Here is a 17,813-nt window from a genome sequence, read left to right as displayed (position 1 = left end):
TTTATATTTAAGTGGTTGGGTGTTCGGTGGCCCAAGCTGCGGTAAATCCTTCGAATTCTAAAAAGTCTAAATGATACTTTCGAACATCAGACCGGTATTTTATCCAGGCTTTAGCCACGGCGTCGTCCATATGGAACGGGATCACCTGGGTATGCTGTTTAAAACTGAGTCCGCGGGTGGCAAACAACTTATACAGGCTCTCCTTTATACACCATACCACGGTAAGCTCCCGCATGTGAGAATTATCGAGAAAACTGTATTCGTAGTCCACGAACTTATTGGCAATACGCCCGATCTTCTCCCGTTGTTTTTCGATGTCGATCCCCACCGGACGATCGCTGATGATGATACCCGAAAATATGAACGAGTGGGTAATGGAGATCTCCTTGCCATCGGTAAGATGTGGCCTGCCATCGCAGTTATAATAAAGTTCTGCCGGGGTATATCCTGCGACCTTCAGCAGCTGTCGTACGCTGAGGAATCCTCGTTGATGGAGCTCAGAACTCATATCAGAGAGACGTTGTTCGCAATTCGGGGTCAGGGTGATATCGCGCGATAACTCAGCGACAGACTCTTCTATCTTCCAAATCAACACTTTAGTCGTATCGCTAACTGTTATAGTTTTATAAAGAGGCATTAATTTTTAAAGTTATTCCGTACCTTTGTCCGCGAAAAATTTCCAAGGGAAATACAAGGTCGTTTCCGCCCTAACACCCTTTAACAGAACGTAAAAATAACAAAGTAATATGAGTACCAAAACTATTCCCTACGTGCCTTACAAGGTAAAAGACATCAGTCTAGCCGAATATGGCCGAAAGGAAATTGAACTTGCCGAAGCAGAAATGCCCGGGCTAATGTCACTGAGAGAAGAATACAAAGACGAGCAACCCCTTAAGGGTGCAAGGATCGCCGGATGTCTGCACATGACCATTCAAACGGCTGTTCTTATCGAAACCCTTGTCGCTCTTGGTGCTGAAGTTACCTGGAGTTCATGTAATATCTTCTCGACTCAGGATCACGCTGCTGCAGCTATTGCCGCTGCCGGAATCCCTGTATACGCCTGGAAAGGGATGAATGAAGAAGAATTTGATTGGTGCATCGAGCAAACCCTGTTCTTTGGAGAAGAGCGAAAGCCACTTAATATGATCCTTGACGACGGAGGTGATCTTACCAATATGGTTCTCGATCAATATCCGGAACTCGCAGCGGGAGTTAAAGGACTCTCTGAAGAAACTACCACAGGAGTTCACCGTCTTTACGAGCGCATGAAGAACGGAACGCTTCCTATGCCAGCGATCAACGTGAACGACTCTGTGACCAAGTCGAAGTTCGACAACAAATACGGATGTCGCGAAAGTGCTGTAGACGCTATCAGAAGAGCTACCGATGTGATGCTTGCCGGAAAAAGAGTAGTGGTTTGCGGATATGGTGATGTTGGTAAAGGTACTGCTGCTTCTTTCCGAGGAGCAGGAGCTATTGTTACTGTTACAGAGATCGACCCGATCTGTGCCCTTCAGGCTGCTATGGACGGATTCGAAGTGAAGCGTCTGGAGACCGTTGTTGGAAATGCAGATATCGTGATCACGACCACCGGAAACAAGGACATCGTGCGCGGAGAGCATTTCGAAGCTATGAAAGATAAGACCATTGTGTGTAATATCGGTCACTTCGACAATGAGATCGATGTAGCATGGTTGAAGGCGAACTACGGTTCTACCCACATCAACATCAAGCCACAGGTAGACAAATACAACATCAACGGAAACGACATCATTCTTCTTGCTGAAGGGAGACTGGTGAACCTCGGATGTGCTACAGGTCACCCTAGTTTCGTGATGAGCAACTCCTTCACCAACCAGACCCTTGCACAGATCGAGCTGTGGAAACATTCAGACAAGTACAAGAACGAAGTTTATATGCTACCTAAGCACCTCGATGAGAAGGTTGCCAAGCTCCACCTTGCTAAGATCGGAGTAGAGCTTACCGAACTCAGAGAAGATCAGGCAGCTTATATTGGCGTTGAAGTAGCCGGACCGTTCAAACCGGAATACTACCGCTACTAATCGCATCGATTACATCATATTTAAAAAGCCTGCAGAACGATCTGCAGGCTTTTTTTATGGATACTGACAAAGTATAGCTGAATCTATTGAAATAGCCTGAAATGGCTTTAAAATAGATTTTAGAGTAAAGAACAAAGAGGAAAGAACAAAGAATAAAGATCAAAGCGTGAAGCGTGAAGCGTGAAGCAAATTTAAAATCTCCATAAGGCAAGATCCAAAGCAATTTCATTTTTCGCACAAGATTACATTTAACTGCGTCACCGCGACACCGTCTCACTGCATAACTGCATAACTGTCAAGAGAAAATAGGCAACAATAAAAAAGGCCGCTCTAACGAGCGGCCTTTTTTATATCTGTCAAGCTAATTCTAGTGATTCAGCTCTTCTTCGTTTTCCTGAAGCGGAACCGTCTGTGGCACGAAATCCTGTCCCGGGATCACATACTCACCGTCCTCACGGGTCTTAGAGTAGTCGTAAGCCCAACGGTGTACGTGTGGGATCTCACCAGGCCAGTTTCCGTGGATGTGCTCTACAGGAGTGGTCCACTCGAGTGTTGTAGAGCTCCATGGGTTCTGTGGCGCTTTTGGTCCGTAGAAGATACTTCTTACGAAGTTGAATACGAACAACAGCTGTGCGAATCCGGCGATGATCGCGAATACGGTCATTACCACCTGAACATCGGTAAGGTCATCGAACATCGGGAAGAAGGTATTGGTGTAATATCTTCTCGGTACTCCCGCCATACCAACAAAGTGCATTGGGAAGAATACTCCGTAGGCACACACTGCGGTGATCCAGAAGTGGGCATAACCCAGGTTCTTGTTCATCATTTTACCGAACATCTTAGGGAACCAGTGGTAAACGCCGGCAAAGAGTCCGTAAAGTGCAGAGATACCCATTACCAGGTGGAAGTGAGCCACTACGAAGTACGTATCGTGTACGTTAATATCAAGGGCACTGTCTCCAAGGATGATCCCTGTAAGACCACCGGTAATAAATGTAGATACCAGTCCAATAGAGAATAGCATTGCAGGGTTCATCTGCAGGTTACCCTTCCAAAGGGTGGTGATATAGTTAAATGCTTTTACCGCAGAAGGAATCGCGATAAGCAGGGTTGTAAAGGTAAATACCGATCCGAGGAAAGGATTCATCCCCGATACGAACATGTGGTGACCCCATACGATCGTAGAAAGGAAAGCAATGGCAAGGATCGAAGCCACCATGGCACGGTAACCGAAGATCGGCTTACGGGCGTTGGTAGCGATCACTTCCGAAGTAATACCTAATGCAGGAAGCAGTACGATATATACCTCCGGGTGACCAAGGAACCAGAACAGGTGCTCGAAAAGTACGGGAGAACCTCCCTGGTAGTGCAGTACTTCTCCCTGGATAAAGATATCTGAAAGGAAGAACGACGTTCCAAAACTACGGTCCATGATCAACAGCAATGCTGCAGATAAAAGAACGGGGAAAGAAACCACACCAATGATAGCCGTTACAAAGAACGCCCAGATGGTAAGTGGCAAACGAGTCATGCTCATTCCTTTTGTTCTGAGGTTAAGAACGGTCACGATATAGTTAAGTGATCCAAGTAATGATGAAGCGATAAAGATGGCCATAGATACCAACCAAAGGGTCATTCCCATTCCGGATCCCGGCTGCGCCTGTGGCAAGGCACTAAGCGGCGGATAGATGGTCCATCCTGCAGCTGCAGGTCCGGCTTCCAGGAAAAGTGAGATCACCATGATCACACTTGAAAGGAAGAACAACCAGTACGATACCATGTTCAGGAATCCTGACGCCATATCCCTTGCACCGATCTGCAATGGAATAAGCAGGTTACTGAACGTACCACTAAGTCCGGCGGTAAGTACAAAGAATACCATGATGGTACCGTGAATGGTAACCAATGCAAGGTAGATATTAGGGTCCATCACCCCATCAGGAGCCCAATCACCAAGAAGCAGTTCAAAAACCTTGAACGACTCTCCCGGCCAGGCCAATTGCATTCTGAAAAGTAAAGACATAGCAATACCTATAGCCCCCATGATCAATCCGGTGATCAGGTATTGTTTAGAGATCATCTTGTGATCCTGGCTAAAGATGTACTTCGTCATGAAGGTCTCTTTATGATGATGCCCGTGATCGTGTGCGTGATCTTCTGCGTGTGCGTTTACTGCTGTTGCTGACATAATCTCTTAAATCGGTTTAATTTTTTCTTTAATAGCTAATTACTGCGCTGAAGCCATTTGCTCACCAAAGGTTTGCTGCGCCTCCATCCATTTATTGAACTCTTCTTCTTCTTCAACTACGATCTTCATTTGCATGTTGTAGTGAGAAGTTCCACAGATCTTGTTACAAAGCAGCACGTAATCAAATTCCCATGTTTCTGTATCAAGACCTTTAGCTCTCCCCTCAGCTCTCAGCTCATTAATATGCTGAACTTTTGCCTGCATGTCACTGTCTGCACGCATCTCTGCGGTGGTCACGGTAGGGGTAAAAGAGAATTGGGTGATCATTCCGGGAACACAGTTCATCTGTGCGCGGAAGTGAGGCATATAAGCCGAGTGTAATACGTCCTGAGAACGCATCTTAAAGATCACTTTTCTTCCTACAGGAAGGTGAAGTTCACTTTGAGAAACTACATCATCCTGTCCGTAAGGGTCACTCTCGTCGATACCGATCACATTGTTCTTATCGATCTCGATCAATCTTACGTTCGCATCTCCAAGCACATTATCTGCACCGGCGTAACGCGCCTTCCAGTTAAACTGCTGTGCATAAAGCTCGATGATGATAGGATCACCTTCTTCCTCGTCGATATCCATAAGCGTGGTCCAGGTAAACAGTCCGTACAGGATAAGTCCCGCCAGGGTGATCACCGGAATAATGGTCCAGATCGCTTCCAGTTTATCGTTATCTGCATAAAATAAGGCTTTTTTACCTTTTTTCCCATGGTATTTGAATGCAAAGTAGTGAAGCAGGGCCTGAGTTACGATCTGCACAAAGAAAATAAGTGCCATAGAGATGAACATCAGGTTGTCGTATTGACCACCGTGCTCAGAGGCAGGTTTACCCAGAACCACACTACCCCATTTCCAGAAAGAGAAGATGGTAAGCAGGTAGATAAATACCAGGAATCCGAACATCAGGTACCCATTCAATCTGTTATCCTTATCATTGGCTACTTCGGTTTGCTCAGTTTTCACTTGAGACAATTCGAAGATCTTTGTCATTTGCCAGATCGCAATGGCTACAAGTACAAGTACTATTATCGTTAATAAAGCCGTCATTTTATAATTGCCGTTTTACTTTTTAATTAATTATTAATAGTGAAAGTGTTTACTTTCTTCTATAAATGGATTCCTTTTTGCTAAAAGAGGAGCCTTGGTCAACGCGTTGAATACCACAAAGATAAACAACCCGGCAAAGAACAGGATCCCGCTGATCTCAGGGATACCGATAAACCACTGGTCACCAACGGTAGCCGGCATCACCATGTTGAAAATATCGATATAGTGACCGAAGAGGATCACGATACCTGCCATTACTACGAACCAGTTGAGGCGTTTGTAATCGCTATTCATTAATACCAGCAGAGGGAAGATGAAGTTCATCGCAAGCATTCCGAAGAATGGCAGCTTATAATCTTCGATCCTTGTAACGAAATACGTAACCTCTTCCGGAATGTTCGAATACCAGATCAGCATGAACTGAGAGAACCAAAGGTAGGTCCAGAAGATACTCACCCCGAACATGAACTTAGCAAGGTCATGAAGGTGACTATCGTTCACAAAGTCTAAATATCCTTTTGACTTCAGGTAGATGGTGATCAGGGCGATCACGGTAATACCCGATACGAACATACTGGCAAATACATACCATCCAAAGAGGGTAGAGAACCAGTGCGGATCAAAACTCATGATCCAGTCCCATGACATCATTGATTCTGATACCAGGAAGAACACGAGGAATGCAGCAGAGATACGGAAGTTCTTAATGAAGTTACTATCGTCTGAAGCCGTATCCTGAGCTCTTGAGAATTTTGTAGAGAAGTACTTATAAGCACCCCAACCTCCGATATAGATCAGCGCTCTGATCAGGAAGAAAGGTACATTGAGGTAACCTGCTTTCCCCTGGATCAGCTCATCATGAGCTACTACTTCTGGATCCATCCATACAAAAAGGTGGTTCATGTGAAGGCCTGAAAGTGCGAGGATCACAAAAAGGATGAGGGCACCAGGAACCAGGTAAGCGGTGATCCCTTCCATTACTCTGAAGAGTACCGGAGACCATCCGGCTTGTGAAGCTCTCTGGATCGCATAGAATGCGAGTACTCCAAGAGAGATCATCATGAAAAAGAAAGCACTTACATAAAGTGCAGCCCAAGGCTTGTTCTGCAATTGGTGCAACACGTGCTCTCCATGGCTGCTACCATGATCTTCGGCGTGTGCTTCTTCTCCGTGTGCTTGTTCACCATGAGCCGCTTCAGCGTGAGCTTCTTCGGCATGAGCATCACCGTGCTCCATAGCCGCACCGGCTTCGTGAGCATCTCCGTGATCGTCTCCATGATGCGCATCGGCTACCATTGCAAGCGCTTCGGCCTCAGTAGATGGCGCGGCAAAAAATCCGTACGCCAATCCAAGAGCACCAACTATCATTAAAACGAAAGCCGCGGTTCTTAATCTGTTTGAAAACGTATACATATCCTGAATCTTCTTATTGATAGTTGCTATTATTTTTCTAAGTCCTTTTTAAGCTGCATAACATAAGCAGCAACCTGCCAACGCTCGGTTTGGTTGAGCTGATTAGCATACGACCCCATAGAGTTGAGTCCGTAGTGGATCACGTGGTAAACACTACCTTCTGTGATCGCTCTACCTGCGTCGTCATAGCTAGGCACCCCAAGGATCTTCTCTCTGTCTACAAGTTTCCCTTTACCATTACCTTTAGTCCCGTGGCAGATCGCACAGTAAATATTGTAAAGTTCTTTTCCTGTTTTCAGGTCGGCCTCCATATTGAGTGAATCCAGCGGACTCATAAGATTGGCCTTGGCCAGGTTATAATCTTCCAGGGTATTTGCATACTCATAGATCTCGAATCCTCTTGGAACGGTACCTTCAACAGGCAACTGCCCTTCTTTACCGTTTCTAAAAGCACCCGACTCCTGGTAGGTATCGTAAGGTACAGATTCATACATATTAGGCATGAACTGGTAGTTCGGTGCTGTGTTGCTATTACACGAAGCGAGAACAACTACGCTTAAAACAATGGCTATTTTGCTAATAATTCTCATTACGACTTAATGCTTTTCAGTAATTTTTAGTTCTACAGCCCCGGTTTCCACCAAGAGTGCCTTTAATTCATCTTCGTTCCCGGAAAGAGCTACCTCCATAAGGAAGTGATCATCCGTAGTTCTTACATCAGGATTCTCAGCCTCCTTGAAGGGCCACAATTTACTTCTCAGGTAAAAAGTGATAACCATAAGGTGGGCAGCAAAGAATACAGTTAGCTCAAACATTACCGGAACAAAAGCCGGCATATTCTCCAGGTAACTGAAACTAGGTTTTCCTCCGATGTTCTGTGGCCAGTCCTGGATCATAATGAAGTTCATCATGGTGATCGCTACCGTAAGACCAATACACCCGTAGATGAAAGAAGTGATGGCGATACGTGTTGGAGCCAGCCCCATAACCTTATCCAGTCCGTGAACAGGAAAAGGAGTATATATTTCTTCGATGTGATGACGTTCAGCCTTAACGCGTTTCACGGCAGACATTAATACGTCGTCGTCGTTGTACAGTGCTTGAATAACTTTAGAAGCCATTGGTTTTCTTTTTTAAGTTTAAGCCTTGTCGGCTACATCATCATTATCGGTATCGTCTGCAGCCTGAGTAGCGTATACAGACGTTCTTTTATCTGCTCCGGTACCTACAAGGCTTTTTCCGGAGTCTCTAAGGTTCTTATAGCGTTCACCTGAAGACTTCAGAATGGTCTTAACTTCGGCCTGTGCAATTACAGGGAAGGTTCTTGCATAAAGGAGGAAGAGCACGAAGAAGAATCCGATGGTTCCAACAAAGATCCCTATATCGACAAAGGTCGGAGAGAACATGGTCCATGATGATGGCAGGTAATCTCTGTGAAGCGAGGTCACAATGATCACGAAACGCTCGAACCACATCCCGATGTTTACCACAATAGAGATAAAGAAAGAGAACATGATGCTGGTACGCAGTTTCTTGAACCACATGAACTGTGGAGAGAATACGTTACAGGTCATCATACTCCAGTAAGCCCACCAGTAAGGTCCTGTTGCTCTGTTAAGGAAGGCGTACTGCTCGTACTCCACTCCTGAATACCATGCAATGAACAGCTCGGTTATGTAGGCACAACCCACGATAGATCCGGTGATCATGATCACGATATTCATCAATTCGATATGCTGAACTGTAATATAATCTTCAAGACTAACCACCTTACGCATGATGATAAGCAGGGTGTTTACCATGGCAAATCCTGAGAAGATCGCTCCAGCAACGAAGTAAGGAGGGAAGATGGTGGTGTGCCATCCAGGAATAACCGAGGTAGCAAAGTCAAACGATACGATGGTGTGTACCGAAAGTACCAGAGGCGTTGCCAAACCGGCAAGTACCAGAGATACCTCTTCGAAACGCTGCCAGTCTTTTGCTCGTCCGCTCCATCCAAAACTTACAAGGCTGTAGATCTTCTTCTGGAAAGGCTTCACTGCACGGTCACGGATCATAGCGAAGTCAGGAAGCAATCCTGTCCACCAGAAGACCAGTGATACCGAAAGATAGGTCGAGATCGCAAATACGTCCCATAAAAGCGGTGAGTTAAAGTTCACCCAAAGTGAACCGAATTGGTTCGGAATTGGAAGTACCCAATACCCTAACCATGGACGACCCATGTGAATGATCGGGAAAAGACCTGCCTGTACCACCGAGAAGATGGTCATTGCTTCTGCAGATCGGTTAATTGCCATTCTCCATTTTTGGCGGAATAACAAAAGTACTGCCGAGATCAGTGTCCCTGCGTGACCAATACCTACCCACCAAACGAAGTTGGTAATATCCCAGGCCCATCCAACGGTCTTGTTAAGACCCCAGGTCCCGATACCGGTAGCTACGGTATAGATTATACAACCTAACCCCCAAAGAAAGGCAACAAGGGAGATCGAAAACACAATCCACCATTGCTTATTAGCTCTTCCTTCTACCGGAGCAGCAACATCTACCGACACATCGTGGTAAGACTTCTCCCCGACTACAAGGGGTTTACGTATAGGTGCTTCGTAATGCGACGCCATATCCTTATATAATTGTTTCTAGTGTTATTTATTTAATTAAGCTTCCTGAGTATTCCTTACTTTCACATGATAGAATACGTTAGGCTTAGTCCCTACGTGCTCTAACAGGTGATACATGCGATCACTCTCTTTCAGTTTAGCAACTTTACTCTCCTTGTCGTTAACATCTCCGAAGACCATAGCTCCTGAAGAACAAGCTGCCGAACAAGCGGTCTGGAACTCTCCATCTTTGATCTCACGACCTTCGCGCTTCGCATCAAGGATGGTTTTCTGAGTTTTCTGGATACACATAGAACATTTCTCCATAACCCCTCTTGACCTTACGGTTACATCAGGGTTAAGCACCATCTTACCGAGGTTATCGTTCATATGGAAATCGAACTCGTCGTTATCGCTGTACAAGAACCAGTTAAAGCGACGTACTTTGTAAGGACAGTTGTTTGCGCAGTAACGGGTACCCACACAACGGTTGTAAGCCATTTGGTTCTGACCCTGGCGTCCGTGTGAAGTTGCAGCAACCGGACAAACCGTCTCACATGGAGCGTGGTTACAGTGCTGACACATTACCGGCTGGAAGGCTACCTGAGGATTCTCAGAAGCTACCTCCATCTCACCGAAGGTACTTAGAGAGTCTCCAAGACCATCCATATTATCCTTAGTCTCATTATCCCCCTGGAAGGTATCTTCAGAAGAGTAGTAACGGTCAATACGCAACCAGTGCATATCTCTTGACTTACGCACCTCTGCCTTACCTACTACAGGAACGTTGTTCTCTGCGTGACAAGCGATCACACAAGCACCACAACCGGTACATGCATTCAGATCGATAGACAGGTTAAAATGGTGTCCGATAGAGCTGTCAAACTCATCCCAAAGATCTACAGAAACTGCATCAACCTCTTCGTGGTTAAGCGACACCTGAGGAACGTGATTCCACTCTCTGCTATCCTTAGTATTAAAGATCTCCAACGTGGTCTCCTTCACGATATCACCTCTACCCATAAGGGTGTTGTGCAACTGAACACAAGCAAACTCATGCTCACCGGATACCTTCTCAATGGTCACCGACTGTACACTGTCGAAGTTATTGTAAAGGGCAAATGCATTCACCCCGGTCTTCATTTCATTCTTCATTCCGGCCGTACGTCCGTAACCAAAGGAAAGTCCTGCAGTACCACGTGCCTGACCAGGCTGAATGATAACAGGAACCCTGTTCAGGCTCACTCCGTTCACAACCACCTTAGCATAACTTCCGTTAAGAGCACCGTTGGCTACGTTATAGTTCTCTAATCCTAATGCCTTCGCATCGTGAGCAGAAACCGTAAGGTAGTTATCCCACGAAACTCTGGTGATCGGATCAGGGAACTCCTGAAGCCATGGGTTGTTAGCTTGTTGCCCGTCACCCATTCCAGTCTTAGAATAAAGCACCAGGGCCATTCCTTCCTGAGAAGCACCCGCCAATGCTCTGGCAGCAGCAGCTCCGGCAGCAACAGTAGCTTCTTCCTCCTGCGCCTCACCTTCGGCAACAGCCTCTTCAGCAGCAACTCCTTCGAACACTCCGTCGTGAAGGGCTTGTTGCCATGAAGCACCACCGAGGATATTCGTATCCCAGTTCGCTTTCAGGTAGTTGTAATACGACACATCGCTTCCCATCCACGCCAACAGGGAATCCTGGAACTGACGGGTGTTAAACAGCGGACGAATCGTTGGCTGCATCAGGCCATAGTGACCTTTTTTCAACTCCACATCTCCCCATGATTCGAGGTAGTGTGGTGCGGCAGCGATATAGTTAGCCAGAACGGCTGTTTCATCTTCTTTTTGAGAGAACACAACACTGTGCTCTACATTCTTCATAGCTTCAGCAAAGGCAGCGGCATTTGGAAGGGTGTAGGCAGGATTCACTCCAACCGTAATCAAAACTCCAACCTTACCGGCAGCCATATCAGCAACTAGCTGCATCACCTGCTTAGGATCACCCTGACGTGTAAGCTTAGGCGACTGTGTACTAAAGGCAGCACTTGAGATCTTTTCATTGATCTCTAAAGCCAGCGCCTGCGCATTAATATCATTAATACCCGTAACAACTACCGCCTTACTTCCGGCATCCTTAACCTGAGCAGCAGCATTCTTAACCGCTGCATCTACGGCCTCAGGAAGCTCACCGGCAACCGGAGCACCCATAAGGTATCCGTAGAACTTGGCCATAGCCACCTTAAGCTGAGCAGGAGTTACAGGAACACGCTTATCGGCATTCGAACCACTCAAGGTCATGTTAGACTCGAACTGTACGTGTCTGGACATCTTACCTTCATGCGGAACACGCCCCTTAGCGTAATCACTATCGTAACCGCCACCTTGCCAGTCTCCAAGAATATCTGCTCCGAACGAAACGATAACTCCCGCCTTAGCCAGATCGTAATCGGCCATGGCACGAACGCCGTATTTCGCCTTATAGGCGTCAAGAGCAGCAGCTTCAGAAACTGCATCGTAAACTACGTGACGGGTATTTGGATACATACCCTTGAACTCAGCAACCAATTTAGCGGTTGAAGGACTCGCAAAAGTCTGCGTAAGGAAAACAACATCTTTCCCTGCAGCCTGAGCCGCCTTAACAGCTGCTACGGTCTTGGCATCAACCTCACTCCAATCAACGTACGCCCCATTGGCCTTAGGCCCTTGAACACGTAAATTATCATAAAGACCCAGTACTGAAGCATGCACTCTTGCATTTGCTCCGAAACCAGCCTTAGCCTCACCATTGTTCTCAACTTTGATCGGACGCCCTTCACGGGTCTTAATAAGCACAGAAGCAAAATCGTAACCATCGGCGATATGCGTTGCATAATAATTCGCCACACCAGGAACGATCTCCTCAGGTTGAACAACATAAGGAATAGACTTCTTCACCGGTCCTTCACAGGCCGCAAGCGAAGCTGCAGCTGTACTGAAACCTACGTACTTCAGAAAATCCCTTCTCGTTGTAGAAGAAGCAGCCAAAGACTCCTTATCCCCTAAAAACTCATCTACCGGGATCTCTTCAACAAACTCATTCTGTTTAAGCGTTTCCACAACAGAGCTGTCAGGATTGAGCTCTTCAACACTTTTCCAGTATTTTTTGTTTGATGCCATGTTATTATATTACTGATTTAAACAACCCTAAACGGGCCTGAAAAATTTCTTAATTAAAACGGCCTTAAAGACCCATAGAAAAACCTGCAACCGGAAAACCGGTAGCAGGCGTTATATTTTTAATAGTGACATTTACCACATTCAAGACCTCCCATTTGCGCAACGGTAAGCTCTTCTACTCCGTACTTCTTAGAAAGCTCCTCGTGGATCTTCTCGTAGTACTCATTTCCTTTAACCTTTACATTGGTCTCTCTGTGACAGTTAATACACCACCCCATAGTTAACGGAGAGTACTGATACATAACCTCCATTTCTTCAACAGGTCCGTGACACTTCTGACACTCGATACCACCAACCTCTACGTGCTGAGAGTGGTTAAAGTATGCGAAATCCGGAAGGTTGTGAATTCTCACCCATTTCACAGGCTGAGTCTCTCCGGTATAAGACTGAGTATTCATATCCCAACCTACAGCCTTGTATAGCTTCTGGATCTCTCCATCGTAAAACTCTTTAGAATACTCTGCAGTAGCCGTCTCAGGAGCCACCTCAACGATGCTCTTGTGACAGTTCATACACACATTAAGAGAAGGGATCCCCGAATGCTTGGAAACTCTCGCAGAAGAGTGACAGTATTTACAGTCGATCTCATTCTCACCAGCGTGAATTCTGTGCGAGTAATGGATAGGCTGCACAGGCATATACCCCTGATCAACCCCGATCTGCATCAGGTATCCGTAAGCAAAGTACGCCCCTCCTAAAAGGAAGAAGATCGTAGTTACCAATACCAGGAACTGATTTTGAACAAAAGCCTTCCAAATAGGAAGACGCTTTTCTTCTTCAGCACGGGCAAACTCTACCCCATTAGCCTCAGCAATTCTTCTGAGCGTCTTGTTCACCAGGTAAAGCATTACCACCAACATCCCGAAAACAAGGGCTAGCGCCGCAAGCACTACCTCGTTCCCAAGACCTTGCTCGCCAGCTCCGGCTCCTGCAGCAGGACCGGCAGCCACCTCAGCCTTAGGCTCTTCCTTAGGCTGCATGGTGTAAGCAATAATATTATCGATATCCTCGTTAGAAAGTTGAGGGAAAGCAGTCATTACTGCAGGTTGATACTGATCCCAAAGAGCAACCGCCTGCTCATCACCAGACTTGATAAGCGCCTGACTGTTCTTAATCCATTCGTACAACCACTCGCGCTCATACTTGTCACCTACTCCTCTAAGAGCAGGCCCGGTCATGTTCCTGTCGAGGTTATGACAAGCAGCACAATAGGTATTAAACAGGCTTTTTCCAGCCCCAGGATCTGCCTCCTGAGCTGTCAGATTAGCTGATAATGAGAAGAATAAAGCTAAACCAATGCCTAAAACCCTAACAACAGAATTACGGTGTATCACCTTTTTCATATTGAAACCTTAAATTTTCTATCTTAATTGGTGCGAATTTTTGACGATATACCGGCAAAAACCCACTATTTTTCGAATCAAGGGCAAAAATAAGACTTTGGAGTAATTATGGAAGGCTAACCTTCGTGTTAACAATTAATTTATACACATTCTAAATTACATGATATTTCTCATAAAATTATAAGATGTACTTTTGCAGCAAACCCCATATAAAATGAGTTTTTCAAACAAAAAGCACTTAACGCTGCTGGCCTTCGCTGCGTTAGCCATTTCCGGCACAGCATACGCCCAGGAAACCCCCGATACTGCTAAACCTCAATCGGTTCAGGGGAAGGTAACCATTGAGCAAGACAAACGCATCGACATGCTGGTGGATGCCAAGAAGGAAATGTTCAGGAATAATGAGGCCACTATGTACAGGATCCAGATCTACAACGGAACCCTGAAAGAGGCAAACGAAACCCTCAAAACCTTTAGGGAAACCTTCCCGGAATGGAAGGCAGACATTAGTTTTGAGCTCCCGAACTACAAGGTTAGAGTAGGCCGCTTTCGCACCCGCCTGGAGGCCGACCGAAAACTCATGGAAGTTAAGAAGGAATATCCAAATGCCTTCTTACTTGAACCAAGATAAACCAAAAAGCGACCTTAGGGTCGCTTTTTGGTTATAAAGTTATAGGGTTATGAGGTTAGGGAGTGAAGAGTAATGACGTTGGTAAAAAATAAAACATTTCACTGCAAATCTCAAACCGCACTTCCACCACCCATAATTGCCCACCGCCTTTTCCTACCTCCTAACCGCACCTCAACCATTCATTGTTATTTACTCTTAGCTCATGCATCGCTGCCAAAGACCCAAATTCCAAATGGGCCAGGTATGATGAGATTATACGGTTTAATGGTTGGCAGTAAAGTTTAGAAAACCAAGACAATCCACTTGTAAATCACACCCCTCCCCATAACCATATCACCTTGCAACCTCGTAACCTCATAACAAAAAAAAGCCCCGTGTTTCCACGGGGCTTTTTTTTGTTATATCTAAACGTTCTATTTCAGCGTTTTCTTCACGGCTACTTCCTGGTAGGCTTCGATAATATCGCCTTCCTTAATATCGTTGTAACCTTTAACCTGCATACCGCAGTCGTATCCTTTGGATACTTCTTTCACATCATCTTTGAAACGTTTCAGCGATGCCAGGGTTCCGGTGTAGATCACTACCCCGTCGCGGATAAGGCGAATTCCGGAGTTTCTGTAGATCTTACCATCGGTAACCATACATCCTGCAATGGTTCCAACCTTAGAGATCTTAAAGGTCTCACGGATCTCGGCCGTACCGGTGATCTCCTCTTTAAGCTCAGGAGAAAGCATTCCCTCCATCGCATCCTTAAGATCGTTGATCGCATCGTAGATGATCGAGTATGTTCTGATATCGATCTCTTCTTTATCGGCGATCATTCTGGCATTACCCATTGGTCGAACGTTAAATCCGATAATGATCGCATCAGAAGCCGAAGCCAGCAGTACGTCAGATTCGGTGATCGGACCTACAGCCTTATGGATAATATTGATATGAATTTCTTCAGTACTCAGTTTCTGGAACGAATCGGTAAGCGCTTCCACAGAACCATCCACATCCCCTTTAAGGATAATATTAAGCTCTTTAAAGTCACCCAGCGCGATACGTCTACCGATCTCATCAAGCGTAATATGACGTTGCGTTCTCACCGACTGCTCACGCTGTAACTGCGTACGTTTGGCAGCGATCGATTTCGCTTCTTTCTCATCTTCGAACACGTGGAACTTATCACCTGCCTGTGGCGCTCCATCGAGACCCAGTACAGAGATCGGAGTAGAAGGCCCGGCTTCTTTGATCGCGTTACCCCTTTCGTCATGCATGGCCTTTACTTTACCACTGTGGGTACCAGCCAACATATAATCTCCAACCTTAAGAGTTCCACCCTGTACCAGTACGGTACTCACATAACCTCTACCTTTATCAAGGAAGGCTTCTACTACGGTACCGTTAGCCATCTTATCCGGATTAGCTTTCAGTTCGAGAAGCTCGGCTTCCAACAACACTTTTTCAAGAAGCTCCTGAACACCTGTTCCCTGCTTGGCCGAGATATCATGCGACTGGATCTTACCTCCCCAGTCTTCAACAAGAAGGTCCATATTCGCAAGCGCCTCCTTGATCTTATCAGGATTAGCCGTTGGCTTATCTACTTTGTTGATCGCAAATACAATAGGCACTCCTGCAGCCTGGGCGTGAGAAATCGCCTCTTTGGTCTGCGGCATCACATCGTCGTCTGCAGCGATAACGATAATCGCAAGGTCGGTAACCTGTGCACCCCTTGCACGCATCGCGGTAAACGCTTCGTGACCGGGAGTATCGAGGAAGGTGATCTTCTGACCATTCTTCAGGGTCACCCCGTAAGCTCCGATGTGCTGGGTAATACCCCCACTCTCACCGGCGATCACATTCTCTTCACGAATATAATCCAGCAACGAGGTCTTACCGTGGTCAACGTGACCCATTACGGTAACGATAGGCGCTCTCATTTCGAGATCTTCCGGCTTATCTTCCTCTTCAGGAATAGCCTCCTCAATATCTGCAGTAATAAATTCTACCTGGTATCCAAATTCCTCAGCAATGATAGAAAGCGTTTCAGCATCCAATCGCTGGTTCATGGTTACCATCATACCAAGAGACATACAAGCAGAGATCACCTGAGTTACGGAAACATCCATCAGGGTAGCCACCTCACTCACGGTAACGAACTCGGTCACCTTAAGCACTTTGCTTTCGGCTTCTGCCTGAGCCATTTCCTCCTGCGTCTTCTGGCGGTGAATATCTCTTTTCTCTCTACGGTATTTCGCCCCACGGGACTTGCTCGCTTTACCCTGAAGTTTCTCAAGGGTCTCACGAACCTGCTTTTGTACTTCTTCTTCAGTAGGCTCTACCTTCTCTACCTGGGCTTTGCGGCCTCTTCCACGACCCTTTTGGTCTTTCTGGAAGCGACGTCCTCCACCTGGCCCTTGTCCGGTATCCTTACTGATACGCTTACGGCGTTTCTTCTTATCGTCACCAGCCTTATTATCTTTAGACTTGGTAGCTTCTTTTTTCTTCTTAGGCTTATCAAACTTGGAAAGATCGATCTTTTCACCGGTAAACTTCGGCCCTGAAAGACGCGCATAATCGGTCTTCACCTTTTCAGATTTCACCACTTCCCCATCAACAACCACGTCACGGGTTTCCGCTGGCTTCTTATCCTTCTCGGCCGGAGCTTCCTTCCCGACTTCTTTTGCCGGAGCCTTTTCACTCGCTTTTGGAGCTTCCTTAGCAGGTGCCTTAACCGGCTCCTTCTTCTCAGGCTTTTGCTCTGATCTCTTTTCCGTTTGTTTCGCAACTTCTTGCTGAGGCTTTTCTTCAGCTACCTCCTGTTGTTGAGGGGCTTCCTCTTTCACAGGGGCTTCTACAGGTGCCTTTTCGACCTCTTTTACCGGCTCAGGAGCAGCTTGCTCCTCCTTCTTATCGCCGTCAAGATCGATCTTACCAACAGTCTTAGGACCGCTGAGCTTGGCTTTGGCCTTAACGACCTCCTGCTCTTTCTGACGTCTTAGCTCCTGTTCTTTCTCCAGCTCCATACGGATAGCCTCCTTCTCTTTGCGCTTTTCTTCGCCCACCTCTTTGGAAGCCACCTTTTTACTCTTGTCTGTTTGAAATTCATCCAGGAGAACCTCATATACCTCACCGGAGATCTTGGTGGTTGGCCTCGCCTCTATTTCAATTCCTTTAGACGCGAGAAACTCCACCGCCCTGTCCAGGGAGATATTGAATTCTCTAAGAACTTTATTTAGCCTCAATTTTGCGTTTTCAGCCATAAATTATTTGTTA

Annotated in this window: 12 protein-coding genes; 2 read left to right on the top strand and 10 right to left on the bottom strand. The window is 46.2% G+C overall.

Annotated features, from left to right (window positions below):
* Positions 1–7 precede the first annotated feature (7 nt).
* Complete coding sequence (locus tag IS446_RS14030) at positions 8–637, bottom strand: 4'-phosphopantetheinyl transferase family protein (protein WP_203061386.1); 630 nt, start codon at positions 635–637, stop codon at positions 8–10.
* Between the two features lie 109 nt (positions 638–746).
* On the opposite strand from IS446_RS14030, the gene ahcY reads away from it, so the two are divergent.
* Positions 747–2,063: an adenosylhomocysteinase gene (ahcY, locus tag IS446_RS14025; RefSeq protein WP_203061385.1), complete on the top strand. Its 1,317-nt coding sequence runs from the start codon at positions 747–749 to the stop codon at positions 2,061–2,063.
* A 367-nt stretch (positions 2,064–2,430) separates the two neighbouring features.
* On the opposite strand, the gene IS446_RS14020 is transcribed toward ahcY, so the two are convergent.
* From IS446_RS14020 to IS446_RS13985, 8 genes are all read right to left on the bottom strand, one after another.
* Positions 2,431–4,254 (bottom strand): cytochrome c oxidase subunit I, encoded by a 1,824-nt coding sequence (locus IS446_RS14020; protein ID WP_203061384.1) that lies wholly within the window; start codon positions 4,252–4,254, stop codon positions 2,431–2,433.
* Between the two features lie 39 nt (positions 4,255–4,293).
* Positions 4,294–5,355 (bottom strand): cytochrome c oxidase subunit II, encoded by a 1,062-nt coding sequence (locus tag IS446_RS14015; RefSeq protein ID WP_203061383.1) that lies wholly within the window; start codon positions 5,353–5,355, stop codon positions 4,294–4,296.
* A gap of 33 nt (positions 5,356–5,388) precedes the next feature.
* Complete coding sequence (locus IS446_RS14010) at positions 5,389–6,768, bottom strand: quinol:cytochrome C oxidoreductase (RefSeq protein WP_203061382.1); 1,380 nt, start codon at positions 6,766–6,768, stop codon at positions 5,389–5,391.
* 29 nt (positions 6,769–6,797) lie between these two features.
* Positions 6,798–7,358, bottom strand: a complete 561-nt coding sequence (locus tag IS446_RS14005; protein ID WP_203061381.1) for a c-type cytochrome — start codon at positions 7,356–7,358, stop codon at positions 6,798–6,800.
* A gap of 6 nt (positions 7,359–7,364) precedes the next feature.
* Entirely contained in the window at positions 7,365–7,889 is a 525-nt protein-coding gene (locus tag IS446_RS14000) for a DUF3341 domain-containing protein (protein ID WP_203061380.1), read from the bottom strand.
* An 18-nt stretch (positions 7,890–7,907) separates the two neighbouring features.
* The gene (gene nrfD / locus IS446_RS13995; RefSeq protein ID WP_203061379.1) at positions 7,908–9,389 is read right to left on the bottom strand and encodes an NrfD/PsrC family molybdoenzyme membrane anchor subunit; all 1,482 of its coding nucleotides are present in this window, start codon (positions 9,387–9,389) and stop codon (positions 7,908–7,910) included.
* A 36-nt stretch (positions 9,390–9,425) separates the two neighbouring features.
* Positions 9,426–12,518, bottom strand: coding sequence for a TAT-variant-translocated molybdopterin oxidoreductase (locus IS446_RS13990; RefSeq protein WP_203061378.1), 3,093 nt, complete (start codon positions 12,516–12,518; stop codon positions 9,426–9,428).
* Between the two features lie 119 nt (positions 12,519–12,637).
* Positions 12,638–13,921: a c-type cytochrome gene (locus IS446_RS13985; RefSeq protein WP_203061377.1), complete on the bottom strand. Its 1,284-nt coding sequence runs from the start codon at positions 13,919–13,921 to the stop codon at positions 12,638–12,640.
* 214 nt (positions 13,922–14,135) lie between these two features.
* Between IS446_RS13985 and IS446_RS13980 the strand changes: the two genes are divergently transcribed.
* Positions 14,136–14,552 carry an SPOR domain-containing protein gene (locus tag IS446_RS13980; RefSeq protein ID WP_203061376.1) on the top strand — a complete coding sequence of 139 codons (417 nt, stop codon included), beginning with the start codon at positions 14,136–14,138 and terminating at the stop codon, positions 14,550–14,552.
* 413 nt (positions 14,553–14,965) lie between these two features.
* Here the strand turns inward: IS446_RS13980 and infB are convergent, their stop codons facing one another.
* Positions 14,966–17,800, bottom strand: a complete 2,835-nt coding sequence (gene infB, locus IS446_RS13975) for a translation initiation factor IF-2 (RefSeq protein ID WP_203061375.1) — start codon at positions 17,798–17,800, stop codon at positions 14,966–14,968.
* Between the last annotated feature and the right edge of the window lie 13 nt (positions 17,801–17,813).

Source organism: Robertkochia sediminum, from assembly GCF_016786255.1.
GTDB lineage: Bacteria > Bacteroidota > Bacteroidia > Flavobacteriales > Flavobacteriaceae > Robertkochia > Robertkochia sediminum.
The sequence above is the reverse complement of the archived record's forward strand: the minus strand, read 5'-3'. Positions and strand labels throughout refer to the sequence as shown.